General features: G+C 32.2%; 18 protein-coding genes and 1 other annotated feature. Of the genes, 15 read left to right on the forward strand and 3 right to left on the reverse strand.

Translation table 11 applies throughout. The annotated features are described in order from the left end of the window. The first annotated feature begins 298 nt into the window (after window positions 1-298). The 7 genes from CIW83_RS08370 (at window position 299) to CIW83_RS08400 (ending at window position 10,168) form a co-directional block, all read left to right on the forward strand. Complete coding sequence (locus tag CIW83_RS08370) at window positions 299-3,283, forward strand: collagenase (protein WP_094900389.1); 2,985 nt, start codon at window positions 299-301, stop codon at window positions 3,281-3,283. A 195-nt stretch (window positions 3,284-3,478) separates the two neighbouring features. Beyond that, window positions 3,479-3,713, forward strand: a binding site (T-box leader). A 273-nt stretch (window positions 3,714-3,986) separates the two neighbouring features. Continuing rightward, on the forward strand, window positions 3,987-5,936 hold the full coding sequence (gene metG, locus CIW83_RS08375; protein ID WP_094900390.1) for a methionine--tRNA ligase: 1,950 nt from the start codon (window positions 3,987-3,989) through the stop codon (window positions 5,934-5,936). 12 nt (window positions 5,937-5,948) lie between these two features. Continuing rightward, window positions 5,949-6,716 carry a TatD family hydrolase gene (locus tag CIW83_RS08380; protein WP_094900391.1) on the forward strand — a complete coding sequence of 256 codons (768 nt, stop codon included), beginning with the start codon at window positions 5,949-5,951 and terminating at the stop codon, window positions 6,714-6,716. 146 nt (window positions 6,717-6,862) lie between these two features. Continuing rightward, the gene (rnmV, locus tag CIW83_RS08385) at window positions 6,863-7,411 is read left to right on the forward strand and encodes a ribonuclease M5 (protein WP_094900392.1); all 549 of its coding nucleotides are present in this window, start codon (window positions 6,863-6,865) and stop codon (window positions 7,409-7,411) included. Further along, window positions 7,401-8,267: a 16S rRNA (adenine(1518)-N(6)/adenine(1519)-N(6))-dimethyltransferase RsmA gene (rsmA, locus tag CIW83_RS08390; RefSeq protein WP_094900437.1), complete on the forward strand. Its 867-nt coding sequence runs from the start codon at window positions 7,401-7,403 to the stop codon at window positions 8,265-8,267. The genes rnmV and rsmA overlap by 11 nt, the downstream gene beginning before the upstream one ends. A gap of 30 nt (window positions 8,268-8,297) precedes the next feature. Then, window positions 8,298-9,776 carry a hypothetical protein gene (locus tag CIW83_RS08395; protein WP_094900393.1) on the forward strand — a complete coding sequence of 493 codons (1,479 nt, stop codon included), beginning with the start codon at window positions 8,298-8,300 and terminating at the stop codon, window positions 9,774-9,776. A gap of 26 nt (window positions 9,777-9,802) precedes the next feature. Then, on the forward strand, window positions 9,803-10,168 hold the full coding sequence (locus CIW83_RS08400; protein ID WP_201259740.1) for a metalloregulator ArsR/SmtB family transcription factor: 366 nt from the start codon (window positions 9,803-9,805) through the stop codon (window positions 10,166-10,168). Between the two features lie 36 nt (window positions 10,169-10,204). On the opposite strand, the gene CIW83_RS08405 is transcribed toward CIW83_RS08400, so the two are convergent. Further along, the gene (locus CIW83_RS08405; RefSeq protein ID WP_158220060.1) at window positions 10,205-10,471 is read right to left on the reverse strand and encodes a late competence development ComFB family protein; all 267 of its coding nucleotides are present in this window, start codon (window positions 10,469-10,471) and stop codon (window positions 10,205-10,207) included. Window positions 10,472-10,680: 209 nt separating this feature from the next. Between CIW83_RS08405 and CIW83_RS08410 the strand changes: the two genes are divergently transcribed. Further along, entirely contained in the window at window positions 10,681-10,911 is a 231-nt protein-coding gene (locus tag CIW83_RS08410; protein ID WP_094900396.1) for a glutaredoxin family protein, read from the forward strand. A gap of 54 nt (window positions 10,912-10,965) precedes the next feature. Here CIW83_RS08410 and CIW83_RS08415 read toward each other — a convergent pair whose 3' ends face one another. After that, window positions 10,966-11,151: a DUF1858 domain-containing protein gene (locus tag CIW83_RS08415; RefSeq protein ID WP_094900397.1), complete on the reverse strand. Its 186-nt coding sequence runs from the start codon at window positions 11,149-11,151 to the stop codon at window positions 10,966-10,968. A 157-nt stretch (window positions 11,152-11,308) separates the two neighbouring features. Between CIW83_RS08415 and CIW83_RS08420 the strand changes: the two genes are divergently transcribed. The 5 genes from CIW83_RS08420 to CIW83_RS08435 all read left to right on the forward strand — a co-directional run bounded on the left by CIW83_RS08420 (window position 11,309) and on the right by CIW83_RS08435 (window position 15,362). Next, on the forward strand, window positions 11,309-11,704 hold the full coding sequence (locus tag CIW83_RS08420) for a phage holin family protein (RefSeq protein ID WP_094900398.1): 396 nt from the start codon (window positions 11,309-11,311) through the stop codon (window positions 11,702-11,704). A 283-nt stretch (window positions 11,705-11,987) separates the two neighbouring features. Next, window positions 11,988-12,284: an iron-sulfur cluster biosynthesis family protein gene (locus tag CIW83_RS24840; protein WP_369819383.1), complete on the forward strand. Its 297-nt coding sequence runs from the start codon at window positions 11,988-11,990 to the stop codon at window positions 12,282-12,284. A 311-nt stretch (window positions 12,285-12,595) separates the two neighbouring features. Further along, the gene (mgtE, locus tag CIW83_RS08425) at window positions 12,596-13,933 is read left to right on the forward strand and encodes a magnesium transporter (RefSeq protein ID WP_094900399.1); all 1,338 of its coding nucleotides are present in this window, start codon (window positions 12,596-12,598) and stop codon (window positions 13,931-13,933) included. A 272-nt stretch (window positions 13,934-14,205) separates the two neighbouring features. Continuing rightward, window positions 14,206-14,841 (forward strand): nucleoside recognition domain-containing protein, encoded by a 636-nt coding sequence (locus CIW83_RS08430; protein WP_094900400.1) that lies wholly within the window; start codon window positions 14,206-14,208, stop codon window positions 14,839-14,841. Next, complete coding sequence (locus CIW83_RS08435; protein ID WP_094900401.1) at window positions 14,826-15,362, forward strand: spore maturation protein; 537 nt, start codon at window positions 14,826-14,828, stop codon at window positions 15,360-15,362. The genes CIW83_RS08430 and CIW83_RS08435 overlap by 16 nt, the downstream gene beginning before the upstream one ends. A 162-nt stretch (window positions 15,363-15,524) precedes the next feature. Here CIW83_RS08435 and CIW83_RS08440 read toward each other — a convergent pair whose 3' ends face one another. Continuing rightward, window positions 15,525-17,327 carry a heme NO-binding domain-containing protein gene (locus CIW83_RS08440; RefSeq protein WP_094900402.1) on the reverse strand — a complete coding sequence of 601 codons (1,803 nt, stop codon included), beginning with the start codon at window positions 17,325-17,327 and terminating at the stop codon, window positions 15,525-15,527. 189 nt (window positions 17,328-17,516) lie between these two features. On the opposite strand from CIW83_RS08440, the gene CIW83_RS24845 reads away from it, so the two are divergent. Together CIW83_RS24845 and CIW83_RS08445 are read left to right on the forward strand one after the other, a co-directional pair. Continuing rightward, the gene (locus CIW83_RS24845; RefSeq protein WP_369819384.1) at window positions 17,517-17,627 is read left to right on the forward strand and encodes a hypothetical protein; all 111 of its coding nucleotides are present in this window, start codon (window positions 17,517-17,519) and stop codon (window positions 17,625-17,627) included. A 190-nt stretch (window positions 17,628-17,817) separates the two neighbouring features. Next, complete coding sequence (locus CIW83_RS08445) at window positions 17,818-18,069, forward strand: Veg family protein (RefSeq protein WP_235601268.1); 252 nt, start codon at window positions 17,818-17,820, stop codon at window positions 18,067-18,069. Window positions 18,070-18,182: the final 113 nt, after the last annotated feature.

Consider the following 18,182-nt stretch of genomic DNA (forward strand, 5'->3'; position numbering starts at 1 on the left):
ATAAAAAACAGAGTGATTATTTAGAAGTTGTTTTGAAAGTACGAAGAAAATATTCGGAATATTCAAAAAATAGGAAGAGTAATAGCTTTATATTTATGAAAGTTAAATGGTATTGACATTATCTATAAATCTATTAGGTAAAGAAACTATAGAAAAATCATGAACATTATCTCATGAAATCAGTGAGAAAGAAAATATAGCAATTGAATTTTAACTATATTATTCAAGGAGGTGACTATTGAATTTTCATTAAGGGTTATTTATAAAATAAAATTATTTTAAAGGAGAGGATTCTATTATGGAAAAAACAACTGGTAAAGACCAAAAAAAAGGCAGGCATAAATTATATAAAGTTATATGCTTGTCCTGTATTATTGCTTTATTGTTAAGCAATGTTTTCAGTGACTTAGTTCTAGCAATAAATGATAATCCTAATGGTTCATCAGTATCAAATCAACTACCTATAGGAAAAATAGGGAATAGAGAAAAAATAGAGAGTAGTATATTTTCAAGAGAAATTACAGATGATTTATTATCAATCAAATCACCTGAACCACCAGAGTCGGAATCTATTGACCAAAGTTCCCATGATGTAAGATCATTTGCCGCAAGGGAAAGCACCTACTCAATGTCTTATCTAAAGACATTAAATTATACTGATTTAGTGAATTTGCTAGTTACTCTTAAATACAGTGATATTACAGACTTATTTCAATATAGCCAAGATGCATATGAATTTTATTCTAATCAAAGTCGTATGGAAGCGCTTATTGATGCAATAAACCTTCGTGGGAGACAATATACAAGTACAGATAACAAAGGTATACCTACACTTTGTGAAGTAGTTAGAGCAGGTTTTTATTTAGGATTTTATAATAGCCAATTAAGTGAGCTTAATAGTAGAAACTATCATGATAAATGTTTACCTTCAATAGTTTCAGTTATGAATAATGCTAACTTCAAATTAGGTACAGCACAGCAGGATGATTTAGTATCTTCCATAGGTCTTCTTATGTGGAACGGCTCAACCAATGTAGATATAATCAACCGTACTATTTCTATATTTCAACAATTTCAATCAAATATAAATACCTATATAAATGATAATGCAAAAGGAACAGCTATTTATAATTTAGGTGGTGGTATAGAATATGACATTAATGAAGAACTTTATAATGGAGTTATACCATCAAAAACTATTTGGTATGGCAAAATTGATGATTTTATAACACAAGTATCTAATATAGCACTATTAGGAAACTTTAATTCAGATAATGGATGGCTTATAAATAATGGGCTATACTGGATGGGAACATTAGGTAAGGTTCATAGTAATCCAAGTGAAGGAAATAGAGTCCTCACACAGGCAATGAGCTCCTATCCGTATTTAGGGGAACCGTATTTTCAAGCTGCTTCATCTATAGTAGATAATTATGATGGATTAGATTATTATGGCAGAAGAATAGATATTAAAAAAATCACACAAGATGGAATAAATAAATACCTGCCTAAAAAATATACTTTTGATGATGATAAATTAATCATATATGCAGGAGATGATGTTACAATTGATAAAGTTAAAAGGTTATATTGGGCCTCACATGAAGTTAGAGCACAATTTTATAGAGCCATAGGAAGTGATACTCCACTTGAAGCCAATAATACTGATGAAGTGTTGATATGCTATATTTATAATAGTCCTTATGAGTATGGTATGAATAGATATTTGTTTGGACTAGATACTAATAATGGTGGCATGTATATAGAGAGCTGGGGGTCCTTTTACACCTATGAAAGAACTCCTCAAGACAGCATATATACATTAGAAGAGTTATTCCGCCATGAATTTACTCACTATTTACAAGGCAGGTATTTGGTTCCTGGTATGTGGGGAGAATCAGAGATTTATGATAATGAAAGATTAACATGGTTTGAAGAAGGTGGAGCTGAATGGTTTGCTGGTTCTACTCGTACTGATGGGATTGTTCCAAGAAAAACTATGGTATCCAATATTGGAAGAGTGGAAGACAGATATTCCTTATTTAAAACTTTACATTCATCATATGATAGTGGCTTTACTTTTTATACCTATGGTTTTGTTGTTTATAATTATATGCATGAAAAGAATAGGGATATGTTGAACAGTTTGAATAATGCTGTAAAGACAAATAATGTAAGGGAATATGATAACTTAATAAGCCAATATAGTAATGATAATCGATTAAATGCAGAATATCAAAATCAAATGCAATATTTAGTAGATAATATAAATATTTACTATGTTCCCCTTGTAGCTGATGACTACTTAGAAACCCATACAAGAAAAGATCTAGAGTCAATATACTCAGATATAACTTCAGCTGCGGATCTGACAAATGTAACAATAACCCAATCACAATCAGAATTTTTTAAGACCTTTACATTACGTGGGACATATACAAAAGCAGAAACTCAAGGACCTATAGCAGATTGGAAATACATGGATTTAATGGCGAATGAATCTTTAAATACACTTGCATCTTATCCATGGAGTGGGTATGAAACAGTAGTATGCTATTTTACAAATTATAAAGTAAATTCATCAAATGAAGCAGAATTTGATGTAGTATTTCATGGAATATTCACAGGTGATGAGACAACACAGGTAAACAATCCTCCAGTAGCAGAAGCAAATGGACCATATATTGCGATGAAAGGTGAGGAGATAAGCTTTAGTAGTATGAGCTCTAAAGATAGTGATGGGACTATAATATCATATCTATGGGATTTTGGAGATGGCAGTACAAGCGTAGAAGCAAATCCAAAATATACCTACTCGACAGCAGGTATATTTACAGCAACTCTGACAGTAGTAGATGATAAAGGAGAAAGAAATACAGATGAAGCACAGGTAATAATTAATGAACCTGAAACTAATCCTAGTAATGGTATTACATCTGAGGCTGAACCAAATGATATATTTGATAATGCAAATGGACCTATAATGACTGAACTTGCGGTTTCAGCGAGGTTTCAAGATGATGACAATGTAGATATATACTATTTTGATGTAATCTCCAATGGACAGGTTGATATCAATGTAACACCAGATAGGGATTTAGGAATTAGCTGGATGCTTTATGAAGCATCAGATATCATAAATTATGTAACGTATCCTACTTCAACGACAGGTGGAAGATTAACAGGTTCTTATGATGCAGCAGCAGGTAGATATTATCTTTATATATATAAATATTCGGGAACAGGTTCATATACAATAGATGTTAACGGACCTCTTAAATAGACTATAGACTAAATGTCTCTTTATGCAATCAAAAAATAAGGATTATAAAAAATTACTCAACTAATACTGTAATATCAATTATTTAGTTGACTAAATATTTGAGTTAGAGTATAATATATTATCAAATAAGAAAAGATATACTAAAAGGAAATTAGACTAATTAGATATTAAGTTTGACTGTTGAGTAAAATCATGTTAAAGGTGTGGAAGGGAAGAGTAGGACTAAGATTATTCTACAGAGAGCTGGGTTGGGTGAAAGCCAGTGATTAAGATTATTCCGAAGATGACCCCAGAACTTTACAGCCGAAGATTTTAGGCTGTAACGGAAGCAGCCGTTACACTGCAAGGTTTTATTATAACCTAGTGAGATTTAAATCGTAAGATTTAGATAAATTAGAGTGGTACCGCGAAGATAACCTTCGTCTCTATACAGAGATGAGGGTTTTTTTATGACCTAACACAACGAACGATAGGTCCTAACGGACACCACTGAATAATACCCTACGGGGTAGATAGAGGTAGCGAGTAAATAGATTTGAGTTGCGAGACTGCGGGAATTAAACAAATAAAAAACAATGTACAATTCACAGTTCACAATTGTTAGGGTCTAGCTGTTGGGTCTTTTTTTGCGACCTGCGGTCGCTGGCTTAATTATGCACTGTGCATCGTGAATTGTGCATTGAATAAACGGGAGGTAATAAAGATGAAAAAATATTATTTAACTACACCAATCTATTATCCATCTGATAATCTGCATATAGGTCATACTTATACTACAGTGGCAGCAGATGCGATAAAGAAGTTTAAAAAAATGCAAGGTTATGATGTATACTTTGTAACAGGTTCAGATGAACATGGTCAAAAGATTCAGGAAAAGGCTAAAGAAAGTGGAGTTACACCAAAAGCTTATGTAGATAAAATAGTAGCAGATATAAAATCACTATGGAAGACTTTGGAGATAGACTACGATACTTTCATAAGAACTACAGACCCTCATCATGAAAAAGCAGTTCAAGAAATATTTACAAAACTATATGAAAAAGGTGAAATATATAAATCAAAGTATGAAGGACATTATTGTACTCCATGTGAGGCATTTTGGTCAGAATCTCAGTTAGTAGATGGAAAGTGTCCAGATTGTGGTAGAGAGGTTCATCTTGCAGAGGAGGAAGCATATTTCTTTAAACTTTCAGAATATAGGGATAAACTATTAGCGTTTTACGATGAAAATCCTGAATTCATTCAACCTGAATCAAGGAAAAATGAGATGGTGAACAATTTCTTAAAAGATGGTTTGGAAGATTTATGTGTATCCAGAACTAGCTTTGATTGGGGGATTAAGGTTCCATTTGACCCATCTCATGTAGTGTATGTATGGATAGATGCGTTATCATGTTATATTACAGCTTTAGGGTATGGCAGTGATGACAATAAGAACTTTAAAGACTTCTGGCCTGCAAATGTACATTTAGTAGGTAAGGAGATAGTGAGATTCCATACTATAATTTGGCCAGCACTTTTAATGGCAATGGAGTTAGAATTACCAAAAAAGGTATTTGGTCATGGTTGGATATTATTTGAAGACGATAAGATGTCTAAATCAAAGGGAAATGTAATATATCCAGAGCCAATAATTGAATTATATGGCATAGATGCCTTCAAATACTTTCTTCTTCGAGAATTTTCATTTGGTCAAGACGGCTCTTTCCATAGAGATAAATTCTTACAAAGACTAAATTCAGATTTGGCAAATGATTTAGGAAATCTAGTTAGTAGGACAGTTACTATGATTGAAAAATATAATGAAGGGATAATTCCTTCTCCAGTTAAGGAAGGAGAATTTGATAATTCTCTAAAAGAAACCGGAATAAATGCAGCTGCTAAAGTAGAAGAATATATGGAGAAATTAAACTTCTCTAATGCTTTAGAAGAAATATGGAAGTTGATTAGAAGAACCAATAAATATGTAGATGAAACTGCCCCATGGATATTAGCAAAGGAAGAAGATAAAGAAAGATTAGATACAGTATTATATAATTTAGCAGAAAGTTTAAGAATAGTATCTATACTGATTAAACCATTTATGGAAAAAACTTCAGTAGAGATAAGAAAGCAACTTGGATTAAAGAATGAAGTATCATGGGATGATACGAAGGTCTGGGGAATACTAGAAGTAGGTACAACAGTGGAAAGAGGAAATATTATATTCCCAAGACTTGAAATAGAAAAGGAATTAGTTAAGCTAAATGATGCAAACCAAAAGCTCATAGATTCAAGAAACAAAGGAAAGAAGGCTGATAAAGTGGAAGAAGTAAAAGAAAAAGTAGAAGAAATTACAATAGATGATTTTGATAAAGTAAAATTAAAAGTAGCAGAAGTTATATCTTGTGAAGATCACCCTAAGGCTGATAAACTCTATGTATTGCAATTAAAATTAGGTGAGGAACAACGTCAAGTAGTATCAGGTATAAAAGAATATTATTCACCTGAAGATTTAGTGGGTAAAAAGGTAGTAGTAGTCACAAACTTAAAACCTGTGAAATTAAGAGGTGTAGAATCTAAAGGAATGATATTAGCTGCAGAGGATAGTACTGGTAAACTTAGCTTAGTATCAACTTTAGAAGATCTACAATCAGGTGCTACAATATCATAAGGAGAAATAATTATGCTTATAGATAGTCATGCACATCTCGATGATAGAAGATTTGATAATGATAGAGATATGCTAATTAAAAACTTAAAAAACAATGGAATAGAAATGGTTATAAACATAGGGGCAGATTTACAATCTAGTATTGCCTCGGTGTCTTTAACTGAAAAGTATGATAATATATATGCGGCAGTTGGTATACATCCTCACTCTGCAAAAGAAATGGATAACTCGACTATTGAGATATTAAGAGCCTTTGCTAAAAGAGATAAAGTAGTAGCTATAGGGGAAATAGGATTAGATTTTTACTATGATAATTCTCCTAGAGATATACAAAGAAAGTGGTTTAAGGAACAAATTAATCTTGCAAAGGAAGTAGGCTTGCCAGTAGTTATTCATACTAGAGATGCTGCGGAGGAAACCTTTAATATATTAAAGGAAGCTCAGGACGGAACTTTAAGGGGAGTATTACATTGCTATTCTGGCAGTGCTGAAATGGCAGCAGAATATATAAAAATGGGATTTTATATATCCCTAGCTGGGCCGGTTACATTTAAAAACGCTAGGGTAAGTAGGGAAGTAGCTAAAGTAGTTCCATTAGATAAACTCCTTGTAGAAACAGACTGCCCATATTTAACTCCTGAGCCTTATAGAGGGAAAAGAAACGAACCAATATTTGTAAAATATGTAGCAGGAACCATAGCAGAAGCCAAAGGAATATCATTTGAAGAGTTGGCAAAGGCTACAAATAGAAACACTAAGGAATTATTTAAAATTCGTTGAATCTTAAATAATTCAAATGCACAATTCACAGTTCACAATGCACAATTGTTGGGGAATGTTTTTGGGGTTTTTTGACCATAGTTTACTACTTTCATAATTGTGAACCGTGAATTGTTAATTGTGAACTGATTAAAGGGGTTGTTATATTGATAAAGGAAGTAATAGTAGTAGAGGGAAAAGATGATATTACTGTTGTCAAAGCAGCATTAGATGCAGAAGTTATCGCAACAGGTGGTTTTGGATATAAGAAAGAATTTATTAAGACTCTTAAAAACATAGCAGAAAAAAGAGGAGTTATTATCTTAACAGATCCAGATTATGCTGGAGAACAAATTAGAAGGGACTTATCCAAACATATTAAAAATTGTAAACACGCATTTTTGCCTCAAGGAAAAGCTTTGAAAAAGGGAGATATAGGAGTAGAAAATGCAAATAAGGAAGATATTATTGAGGCAATCCTAAAAGCAAGGCCAAGTAGTATAGAAAGAAAAGAGGAGTTTACAAAGGAAGAGATAACGGCCCTTGGATTAGCGGGTGGACCAAAGTCAAGGGAGAAAAGAGAAAAATTGGGAGAGATATTAGGTATTGGATATGCAAATTCTAAACAATTTCTTAATAGGTTAAATAACTTTGGAGTAACTAGGGAAGAGTTTGGGAAAGCTTTGGAAAGGATTGAAGAAAAATATGGAAGATAAAAGGCTTTATTCTCCTAAGTATGTAAAGGAAATTCTAGAAAGATATGGATTTAAATTTTCAAAATCTCTAGGGCAAAACTTTCTAATAGATGGTAATATTGTGCGAAAAATAGTAGATGAGGGAGATATTACATCAGAAGATTATATAATAGAGATAGGTCCTGGCATGGGGACGTTAACTGAGGAATTAGCCCTAAGGGCAAAGAAGGTTGTAGCCATTGAGATAGATGATACTTTATTGCCGATATTAGATGAAACTCTTGGAAAATATGATAATGTAGAAGTAATACATGGAGATGTATTAAAAATTGATATAGAAAAGTTAATAGAAGAAAATCTAAGTGGTGGTCCTGTAAAAGTAGTAGCAAATTTACCTTATTATGTGACTACGCCAATAATAGCAAAGCTAATAGAAGATAATTTAAATCTCGAGTCAATTATAGTCATGGTTCAAAAGGAAGTAGCCGAAAGGATGGAGGCTGGTCCGGGAGGAAAAGAATATGGAAGTCTTTCTGTATTTGTCAATTTTTATAGTAAACCAGAAATAGTTGTAAAAGTACCAAAGACCGTTTTTATGCCTCAGCCTAAGATAGATTCAGCCGTTATAAAGCTTGAAATAAAAAAGGAACTACCAGATGTGGATAAGGACAAATTTTTTAAAATAGTTAAAGCTGCTTTCTCAAAAAGAAGAAAAACCATATTAAATTCATTATCTACCTATGGATTTAATATTGAAAAGGAAACTATAAAAGAAGCTCTAGAGAAGCTAAATATCAATGTTGATACAAGAGCAGAAAACTTATCTGTAGAAGATTTTATAAAGATTAGTAAAACATTGCCCCCATTAGACATATAATTAAATAAAGTGTAAAAAGGGGGTAAAATTATGCCGTCATCATTAGCATATACAAGGAAGTTTATAATACTGAAGAAAGAACTTTCTACCATGGCTGGAAGAAACCCAAAGGGGCATTGCAAACTAGAGATAAAGGGTCCTAGAGGAATTGTCACAGTAAATATTGAAAATGCAGAAGTAGATAATTTCTATAATGTTGTATTTATCTCTAAGGATAAATCACATTCAGTTTGGGAATTAGGAAAGATATTTACAGATGATATAGGAAGAGGAAAAGGAGAATATACCTTTATACAGAGAGAATTAGAATCTAAGAACTTTCAAACAGATAAAATATCTGGTATTCTAGTAATGCGAGAGGGGGAGGTACTTCTTGGAGGGTATTTGGATAAAGAAGATGGCACAATTGAGAGATACATAGAATCCGTACCTTTTAAATCTCATATTCAATCTATATCTGAGCCAGCAACAGAGATAGAACAACATATAAAAGGATTAGCAATAGAAGAATTAGCTAAAGAAGTAATCGAGCCAGAAGAAGTACAAGAAATAAGCATACAAGAAGAAGTACAAGAAAGAATAAAAGAAGAAGAAACTAAAGAAGTAGAAAGTCCAGAGGAAATACAAGATGTGAAGATCCAAGAAGTTGAAAAGCCAGAGGAATTACAAGAGGCAGAGATCCAAGAAGTTGAAAAACTAGAGGAAGTGCAAGAAATAGAAATGCAGGAAATTAAACCAGTTGAAGAACCTATAAAGATAGGATCTACACATGAGTCTATATATAATGTACCTGCATACGAGCAAGCGTATGAGGTACCAGTATATAATCCAGCATATGATATACCAGCTACTGAGCCTATAATAGAGAAACAAGATGTTGAGGTCGTACAACATGAATTATCAGAGGATATACCTTTAGAAGAAAACATAGAAGTAAAAAATGAAGATTATATTCAAGAGAATTCCGATGTTAAGTTTGATTTAGAAGATTTAGATGAAGAATCAATGGAACCAGATTATAAGACATTAGACTATATAAGAAAATTAAACCAAAAAAATCAAACAACTAATTATGTATTGAGTATTTTAAGGTTTTTCCCTTATATTGATCCTTTTAAATATAACCTAAAAGGATATAATTGGTGGATAGTAGAATTAGATAAAGAAAATGAATATAGAGCTTTTCTTCCATATTTTTCATACATTATTGGAGGAAATAATAAAGAACCCTATAACAATACTACTACTACTACTACTACTACTTGCAATCAACTGATGAGTAAGTATGGACATTATTTATTTGGACTATATAATGAAGGAGAAACTGTTAAATACTTCGTATATGGGATACCAGGTGAGTTTACTACAGATGAGCATCCATACAGAGGAGCTAATGGATTCAATACTTGGTACCAAGGATTACATGTAGAAGGATATTGGATTATATATATAGATCCAATGACTGGAAGACCCGTGCATCCTGTAACTCCAATGATGCCAACGGATTAAAATTAAGATAATGGGAGGCTAAAATGATGAAAGAAACAAAAGATAAGCTAGTATGTGTAGGTCATCTATCAGATGAAATATCGCTTAAAAATCTAAAGAAAAATTTAAATAGTGAGGAAGAAATATATCTTTTATCTAATATGTTTAAGGCATTATCAGATCCTACCAGATTAAAAATCATTTATGTCTTATCCAAGTCATCTTTATGTGTATGTGATATTGCTAATATACTTGAAATGACCCAATCAGCTATATCTCATCAGTTGAGGATTTTAAGAGATATGAAATTGGTCAAGTTTAAAAAGGAAGGTAAACTTGTTATCTATTCATTAGATGATGAACATGTGTTGGAGCTGTTTGAACAAGGATTAAATCACGTGAAACATAAATAACGCCCACGGGGCCCTCTTAGGAGGGAATCTGTGGGTTCAATTTCCTTTTCTATAACATTTTGAGCATACAATGTCTGCTGCTTCAGCAACTTTTGCTAATACAGATATTCTCCGTTGACGTTCTAATAAGAAAGCTTTTTTATCTGCTTCTGTTGTATCATATTTAAAATAATGGGTTGGTAGATTATTTAAAGCAATGGATTTAATATCATGTATACATTTTTCCTCATTGCAGATTTTATAACTGTTTTTTATTTCATTGAAAATCTCATCAACTAACAATTCCATATAGTTTTTTATCATTAGTACCATCCTTAAAATTTAATTTGACATACGAAATATTATATTATTTATAAATATTATTGTCAATTTACATACAGCTAATAAGTATTAATTCTCATATCTATGATTATTTTAAATAACTATGGGTAAAATATTATCGTAAAAGCTATTGACTTTTATACCCCCGTAGGGTATAATTGAATTAGTAGTATATTAAAGGAGGAATTAAAATGGCTAATGTAACAGTTTATACAAGTAATACTTGCCCATATTGCGTTTCTGCTAAAGATTATCTAAAGGAAAAAGGTATAGATTATACTGAAAAAAATGTTCAAACAGATAAAGATGCTAGAAAAGAATTAATGGCTATGGGACATATGGGTGTACCCGTATTAGTTATAGACGGTGAAGAAGTAGTAGGTTTTGATAAGGAAAAAATAGATACCTTATTAGCAAAATAAACTATAAAAAGGAAGAGCTACATTTGTAAGCTCTTCTTTTTTGTCAGTCGGCAATTATGCATTTAATGCAGCCATTAATTTATCTAAATCTAAGCCGTGTACCATAGCAGCTTCTTCTAAGCTTTCCATTTGGCTTGATGGACAACCTACACAGCCCATACCAAATCTCATAAGAATTTCTATCGCTTCTGGTTTTTTTCTAATTAATTCACCAATTAGCATATCTTTAGTAACTTCCATACTCTCAACCTCCTTTTTAATTCTTACTAATATAGTAGCATATCTTTTATTTCCTTTCTAGTATATTTATATGATTTCACAAAATATAAAAATTATTTAATAATTTGCTGTATAAAAAAATCTATTATTGGAGATTATTATATCAGGAGGTGAAGTTATGGATAATGACGATAGAAACAGAGATCAACATAGGGACAGGGACAGAGATAGGGACAATGACTTTAATATTGGGGAAATGCTTATAAGAGTTTTGGTGACAGCAATAGTGGTGGCTATAGCAGCATATTTTACTCCAGGCTTTACAATAGATAGTATATGGAGTCTATTGTTAGCAGCAGTAGTAATAGGAGTACTGGATCATTTAGTCCAAAGGTTTACTGGTGTAAATGCCTCACCATTTGGAAGAGGAATAACAGGATTTCTAGTTGCTGCAATTATTCTTTATGTTACCAAATTTATAGTTCCTGGATTTAATATATCTGTATGGGGAGCTATAATAGGTGCTCTAGTAATAGGTATAGTAGATGCAATAATACCAGGAAGAGCAATGTAATATAACTGACAATTAAAACCGTAAGAAAAATAAAAAAATAATGAACAAATGATTAATGATTAAGATTAAAAACCGAGATTCATTTCTATCTTTGAAGTGGTGATGCATAATTACTTATAAGGGTAGAGGATGGGTCTCGGTTTTTATTTTGATTAAAAATTTAGTGATTAGGATAATCTATAATGACTTAAAGTTTTATAGATAAAAATAATATTTAATGTTTACAAATACCCTATATGGTATATAATATATAAAGAAGAATATAAAGAAGGAGGATATAATAATGATTATAGATTTAACACCTAAGGCTACAGAAGAATTAACAAAGATTGTTGAAACTAAAAAGACCGAAAAACCTTTGAGAATTTATATTGCAGGTTATGGTTGAGGCGGTCCATCATTTGGATTAGCTCTGGATGAGCATAAAGAAGGAGATATTGAAACTAAGATAGATAGATTTACATTTTTAGTAGAAGAAGGTTTGGAAGAAAGTTTTGGAAAATTTACAGTAGACTATAGTGACAATTGGATAAAAAGAGGATTTACAGTAATACCAGATAGAGCCGGTGGCGGATGCTAAAATCAAAAAGATAGGGAGACCTATCTTTTTTATTTAAGGAAATGAAGAAAATGTGATATAATAAAAAAGACAATGCACGATGCACAATGCACAATTAGGAAAGCGGCCACAGGTCGCAAAAAAAGACCCCATAGCCGGGACCTAATAATTGTGAATTGTGAATTGTAAATTGTGAATTGATGAAAGGAAGGGTTGGTGATGAAAATGGATTCGGGTCCTGTGCCCAGTAGTATTAAAAATAGAATTTTAAAAATAATAAATAGAGAACCATTTTTATCACAGAACATGGTTCTCTAAATTGGAGGGAGAACATGGATGAAAGAAGACTCTTAGAATTATTTGAGCAAAAAAAGTATATAGAAATTAAAAGAGAATTATCAGAAATGAATGAGGTTGACGTAGCAGAGCTTTTAGACCCATTAGATGCACATATGACGCTATTAATATTTAGAATGTTACCTAAGGATTTGGCAGTAGAAGTATTTGCCCATTTTTCTATGGAGCAACAATTAGGTATCATAAATTCTGTAACAGATAAAGAATTAGAGTATATTATGGATGAACTTTTCTTTGATGATATGATTGACTTAATAGAAGAAATGCCGGCAAATATTGTAAAGAAGGTCCTAAAGTCTACTAAGGAAGATGAGAGAAAGCTAATAAATCAATTTTTAAGGTACCCCGCAGATTCTGCTGGAAGTATAATGACAATAGAGTACGTAGACTTAAGAAAAGGCATTACAGTAAAGGAAGCACTAGCTCATATAAAAGAAACTGGTCTAAACAAGGAAACTGTATATACTTGCTATGTAACTGATAGAAAGAGAACTTTAGAAGGATTTGTTTCCTTAAGAACTTTAGTTACATCTGATGAAAACTTGCTTATAGATGATATCATGGAAAATGAGGTAATTCGTGTAAATACTCACGATGATCAAGAAAGCGTAGCAAATGTGTTTAGAAAATATGGATTTTTGGCATTACCAGTGGTAGACAATGAAAATAGACTTACAGGAATTATTACAGTAGATGATATTATGGATATTATGGAACAAGAGGCTACAGAAGACTTCCAAAGGATGGCTGCTATGGCACCATCAGAGGAAGCATATTTAGATACAGGAGTATTGACTTTGGCAAAACATAGATTACCTTGGCTTCTTATACTAATGGTTTCGGCTACATTTACTGGAAGAATAATGGGAAAGTTTGAAAATGTATTAGCATCTGTAGTAGTGCTTAGTACATTTATTCCAATGCTTATGGATACTGGAGGAAACTCAGGGAGTCAGTCTTCAACTTTGATAATAAGAGGATTAGCTACTGGTGAAATAACTACTCATGATTGGTGGAAAGTACTATGGAAAGAGTTAAGGATTAGCTTTGTAGTTGGAGTGGCCCTTGCTGGTATCAATTTCATGAGACTTATATTATTAGAAAGGGTGGATATCCTTATAGCTATAACAGTTTCCATAACTATAGTAGTAACGGTCATGGCTTCAAAAATTGTAGGTGGTATTTTACCATTGATAGCTAAAAGGTTAAGAATGGATCCAGCTATAATGGCAGGCCCATTAATTACAACTATAGTAGATGCATTAGCTTTGATGGTATACTTTGGTATAGCTACAGTATTATTAGGACTGTAAGGATTTATAATTAACAATTCGCAATGAACAATTAAAAGAATAAGATAAAAATAGTAAGAGTCTAGGAAACTAGACTCTTATTATTTTTTGAATATGGACAGGTTATTGAGAATAGGATAGTAATGAAATAAATTCACAATGCACAATGCACAATTTAAAGCGACCGCAGTCGCCAAAAAAGACTTAGAAGCCAGACCGAAATAATTGTGAATTGCGTAAGTGGCCTTTGGCTATGAACTGTGCATTGTGCATTGAAGAAGGGTTGTGAGAGAATGATCAATATTATTTGGGCAGCTCTAATTATTATAGGATTTGGAGTTGGGATTATAACAGGAGAATTAGATGCTGTAACAAATGCGGCAATAGAGAACGCTAAATCAGCTGTAGAACTGGCAATTGGGTTAATAGGTGTTATGTCGTTATGGTTAGGAATAATGAAAATAGCAGAGGATTCTGGACTTATAAGAGGAATATCAAGGATACTCAAGCCAGTTATGGTGATTTTATTTCCAGATGTGCCAGCTGAACATCCTGCAATGGGAGCTATGATAATGAATATTTCAGCTAATATACTAGGGTTAGGAAATGCTGCAACACCTTTTGGACTAAAAGCTATGGAAGAGTTACAGAATTTAAATAGGCATAAGGACACAGCAACTAATGCAATGGTTACTTTCCTTGCAATAAATACCTCATCGGTGACTCTGATACCTGCCTCAACCATTGCTATATTATCAGCAGCAGGATCAACTAATCCCACAGAAATAATAGGACCAACTATAATTGCTACTACTATATCTACTGCTGCAGCTATAATAGCAGCAAAGTTTTTACAGGGACTTCCTAGATATGAAATAAAAAGGGTTAATGGAAGACAGGGGAGGGATATCAGATGTTCCTTGAAATAATGCAACTTTTATCTAAGTTTGCAATTCCTTTTATGATAGTTGGCATTATATCCTATGGAATGAGTAAAAATGTTAAAGTTTATGAATCATTTGTAGAAGGAGCAAAGGATGGATTTTCTACGGCAATAAGAATAATACCTTCTTTCGTAGCCATGCTTGTAGCCATTGGAGTTTTTAGGGAATCAGGAGCTATGGATATTTTAATTAAATTAATAACACCTGTTATTGAAATCTTTAATATACCAGGAGAAGTAGTCCCCATGATATTAATGAGACCTTTATCAGGATCTGGTGCTCAAGGAATAATGAGTGAATTAGCTGGAAACTATGGACCAGAGTCTTTAATAGCTAGAACAGTGGCAGTAATGATGGGATCTAGTGAGACTACATTCTATGTGCTAGCAGTATATTTTGGGTCAGTATCTATAAAGAAGCAACGACATGCATTAGCAGCTGGATTAATAGCAGATTTGGCAGGAGTGATTTCAGCGATATACATAACGAGGATGTTTTTCAATTAACAATTATCAAAGAACAAATAACAATTAAAACCAAATAAAACCTGGATTTTTCGTTATAATAGAAAAATCTAGGTTTTATCTTTCAACATTTCTAATTGTTTTTAATGATTTTACATTGTTAATCGTTAATTGTTAACTGTCAATTGCATAAAAGCTTCCCTTTTATACAATGTATTTTTCCAAGTCTTTGCTAAATTCCATGCTGACTTTTTTAAACTCATGTATACTTTCGGTCATCTTTCTAATCTCTTCAGTATATGCTTGTACATTAGCAGATACTTCTTGAGATGAGGCAGAGTTTTCTTCGGCGATGGCTGCTAAGGATTCTATACCCTGAGATATATTATTTATATTATTAGTCTCGTTTGTAAGTTCATTTGTTAATTCAATAATTAAATCAGATACTTGTGATATGGAATTTACAGATGCTTGATTTTCTTCTGCAACTGAATTTAGTTTAACGTTTTCCCTTTCGAGTATATTAAACTGATCTGATATATCAAATACAAATCCATCTATATCTTTGATGAAGGATTCTAAATTATCATTGATAGTTTGAACCGCCTCTTTAGATCCCTCTGCAAGCTTTCTGATCTCTATTGCAACAACAGTAAATCCTCTTCCATACTCTCCGGCTCTGGATGCTTCTATACTGGCATTTAAAGCCAATAAATTGGTCTGCTCAGCAATTTTTTCAACGGTCTCAACAATATTGCGAACTTCAGTAGCCCTATTTTGTAAGTCTTGGCCCTTAGATTTTACTTTAGAGAACTGTAACAGTACATGGTTTAAGCTATCAGAGGTAGATTTTAAATCTTCAAAACCCATATTTATTTGTTCAACAGCTGACTCCAGTTCATCTTTACCTAGATTTTCTTTTCTAACAACATCATTTAAAGAAACAATTGAGTTGTTTAATTGATATGCTACTTGCTCAGTTTCTTCAGCTTGATTTATAGCTCCTCCTGCCACTTGTTCTACTACATTTGATATTTCAGATGAAGTAAAGCTCATGTTACTAGAAATTTCGGCGAATTTATCGGCAAAAACATTTAGCTCATCGGTAGTACCCTTATATCCTACAAAGTCTGTTTTTAGAGATTCTTTTAAATCCTTCAACTTATTATTGATATCTTCAAAGAAATCATTAGTAGATATGTCTTCCACTATAGACAAGTCTTTATTCATGATTTCATCTAAAGAACTATAAATGGATTTAAGAGGTTTAAACAGTCCTTTACTAACTAAAAATGGAACAAGAGTAGAAAGAACTAAAATTCCAGGAAAGGCTATTGACGGAACTACAAATTTAGATAACAAAACTCCAGGAATACCTACTAATAGAAGGGAAGACAAGGCGATTTTTCCCTCCATATTCTTCATAAATCCAAAAGATAATGCTTTATTAAATCTAAATTTCTTTTGGTAATAAATCTCCTCAGGAAAAGTGATAGATATTTTTGTAAAATCCTCTGTTTTCTCTAAAGTTTCAATATTAATGTCCTCTTTAAAATATTTAGCAGCACCTTCTAACATACCGTGGAAATAAGGAAACATTCCTCTAGAAGAATTATAAGTCATATGTGCAGTATATTTATCTATAGGTTTTATCCCTAAAATAGGAGGTTTTGCACCAGTTATTCTCTTAGTAACTACAACATGAATATCATACATTGCTTGAAGAAAAGAATATAAATTCTTGTATCTAAAGAATGCAGGATAAACCTTAGAATAAGTAATGACATTGTGATTACCCATGGTTCTCCATACCTCATCAGAGGTTTTTCCTAGTTTTTTAGCAATATAGTCAAGAATTCCTCTAGCCACTCTATCTTCAATATCTTCCGTAGGTGTAAAAATTTTATTTGGACTAATATTAAAATGATCTAATGCCTCGTTGGTTATATTTTCTCCATACAGTTTCCTACAAGTTTGTACCCATGCAGAAACAATAGTACCCTTCAAAATTATTTCCCCCTTGTTATACAATTAACTGTATTATATCATAGTATTTGTCAAAAATCCCAATATTTTCAGTCATATAGCTTTTATAATATCTAATCTTATTCACCTTTCATAAAATCTATCAGGGAGCTTTACAGCGGAGATGATGAATATTTAAATATGTATTACTTTGTGTAACAACATAGAAATATAATCAATGCAATAAAAGACAGAAATCCAGAAAAGGCGGCTAATGCAATGATAGAGCATATAAAACTGACTGAAGAGGATATACTTAAACTAAATTCTGGAGAAAAATAAAAAAATTAATAAAAAATAATTGATAATTATAATTGACAAAATAACTCAATAATAGTATAATAATTTATTTGTTTGACAAAATAGGAATTCTATGATATAATGCATACATGAGTGTCCCAAACACTTCTTCTGCCTCGACTGCCGGGGAGCAATTAATGGAAGGTGGTTTGCTATATTGGAAAAAGATATATTGATTAGGATTCGTAAGGACATCGAGAAATGTATTGACAAAACTGTAATACTAAGAGCAAATAAGGGTAGAAAAAAGACTATAGTTAGAGAAGGAATATTGGAAGCAGCATACCCTAATTTATTTGTTGTGAGGATTAATAACGAATATGATAGTAGTAGAAAAGTATCATATACCTACACAGACATATTGACGGGAACCGTAGAAGTAACTGTTTGCTCACAAACCCAACCACAGGTAAAAATATCTTAAAAAATAACTGTACATTGATTGTACAGTTATTTTTATGTCTTTATTCATTATTTAGCACATTTACGCATATATATCTTCATAGGATAGTTATATGAAATAATTAGGGGGGATAT

It is taken from the genome of Tissierella sp. P1, assembly GCF_002266425.1.
GTDB lineage: Bacteria > Bacillota > Clostridia > Tissierellales > Tissierellaceae > Tissierella > Tissierella carlieri.

Excerpts from the sequence above, each read along its gene's own strand:
- CIW83_RS08370 (WP_094900389.1), top strand. The coding sequence starts at position 299 with ATGGAAAAAACAACTGGTAAAGACCAAAAAAAAGGCAGGCATAAATTA.
- metG (WP_094900390.1), top strand. The coding sequence starts at position 3,987 with ATGAAAAAATATTATTTAACTACACCAATCTATTATCCATCTGATAAT.
- CIW83_RS08380 (WP_094900391.1), top strand. The coding sequence starts at position 5,949 with ATGCTTATAGATAGTCATGCACATCTCGATGATAGAAGATTTGATAAT.
- rsmA (WP_094900437.1), top strand. The coding sequence starts at position 7,401 with ATGGAAGATAAAAGGCTTTATTCTCCTAAGTATGTAAAGGAAATTCTA.
- CIW83_RS08395 (WP_094900393.1), top strand. The coding sequence starts at position 8,298 with ATGCCGTCATCATTAGCATATACAAGGAAGTTTATAATACTGAAGAAA.
- CIW83_RS08400 (WP_201259740.1), top strand. The coding sequence starts at position 9,803 with ATGAAAGAAACAAAAGATAAGCTAGTATGTGTAGGTCATCTATCAGAT.
- CIW83_RS08405 (WP_158220060.1), bottom strand. The coding sequence starts at position 10,471 with ATGATAAAAAACTATATGGAATTGTTAGTTGATGAGATTTTCAATGAA.
- CIW83_RS08410 (WP_094900396.1), top strand. The coding sequence starts at position 10,681 with ATGGCTAATGTAACAGTTTATACAAGTAATACTTGCCCATATTGCGTT.
- CIW83_RS08415 (WP_094900397.1), bottom strand. The coding sequence starts at position 11,151 with ATGGAAGTTACTAAAGATATGCTAATTGGTGAATTAATTAGAAAAAAA.
- CIW83_RS08420 (WP_094900398.1), top strand. The coding sequence starts at position 11,309 with ATGGATAATGACGATAGAAACAGAGATCAACATAGGGACAGGGACAGA.
- mgtE (WP_094900399.1), top strand. The coding sequence starts at position 12,596 with ATGGATGAAAGAAGACTCTTAGAATTATTTGAGCAAAAAAAGTATATA.
- CIW83_RS08430 (WP_094900400.1), top strand. The coding sequence starts at position 14,206 with ATGATCAATATTATTTGGGCAGCTCTAATTATTATAGGATTTGGAGTT.
- CIW83_RS08435 (WP_094900401.1), top strand. The coding sequence starts at position 14,826 with ATGTTCCTTGAAATAATGCAACTTTTATCTAAGTTTGCAATTCCTTTT.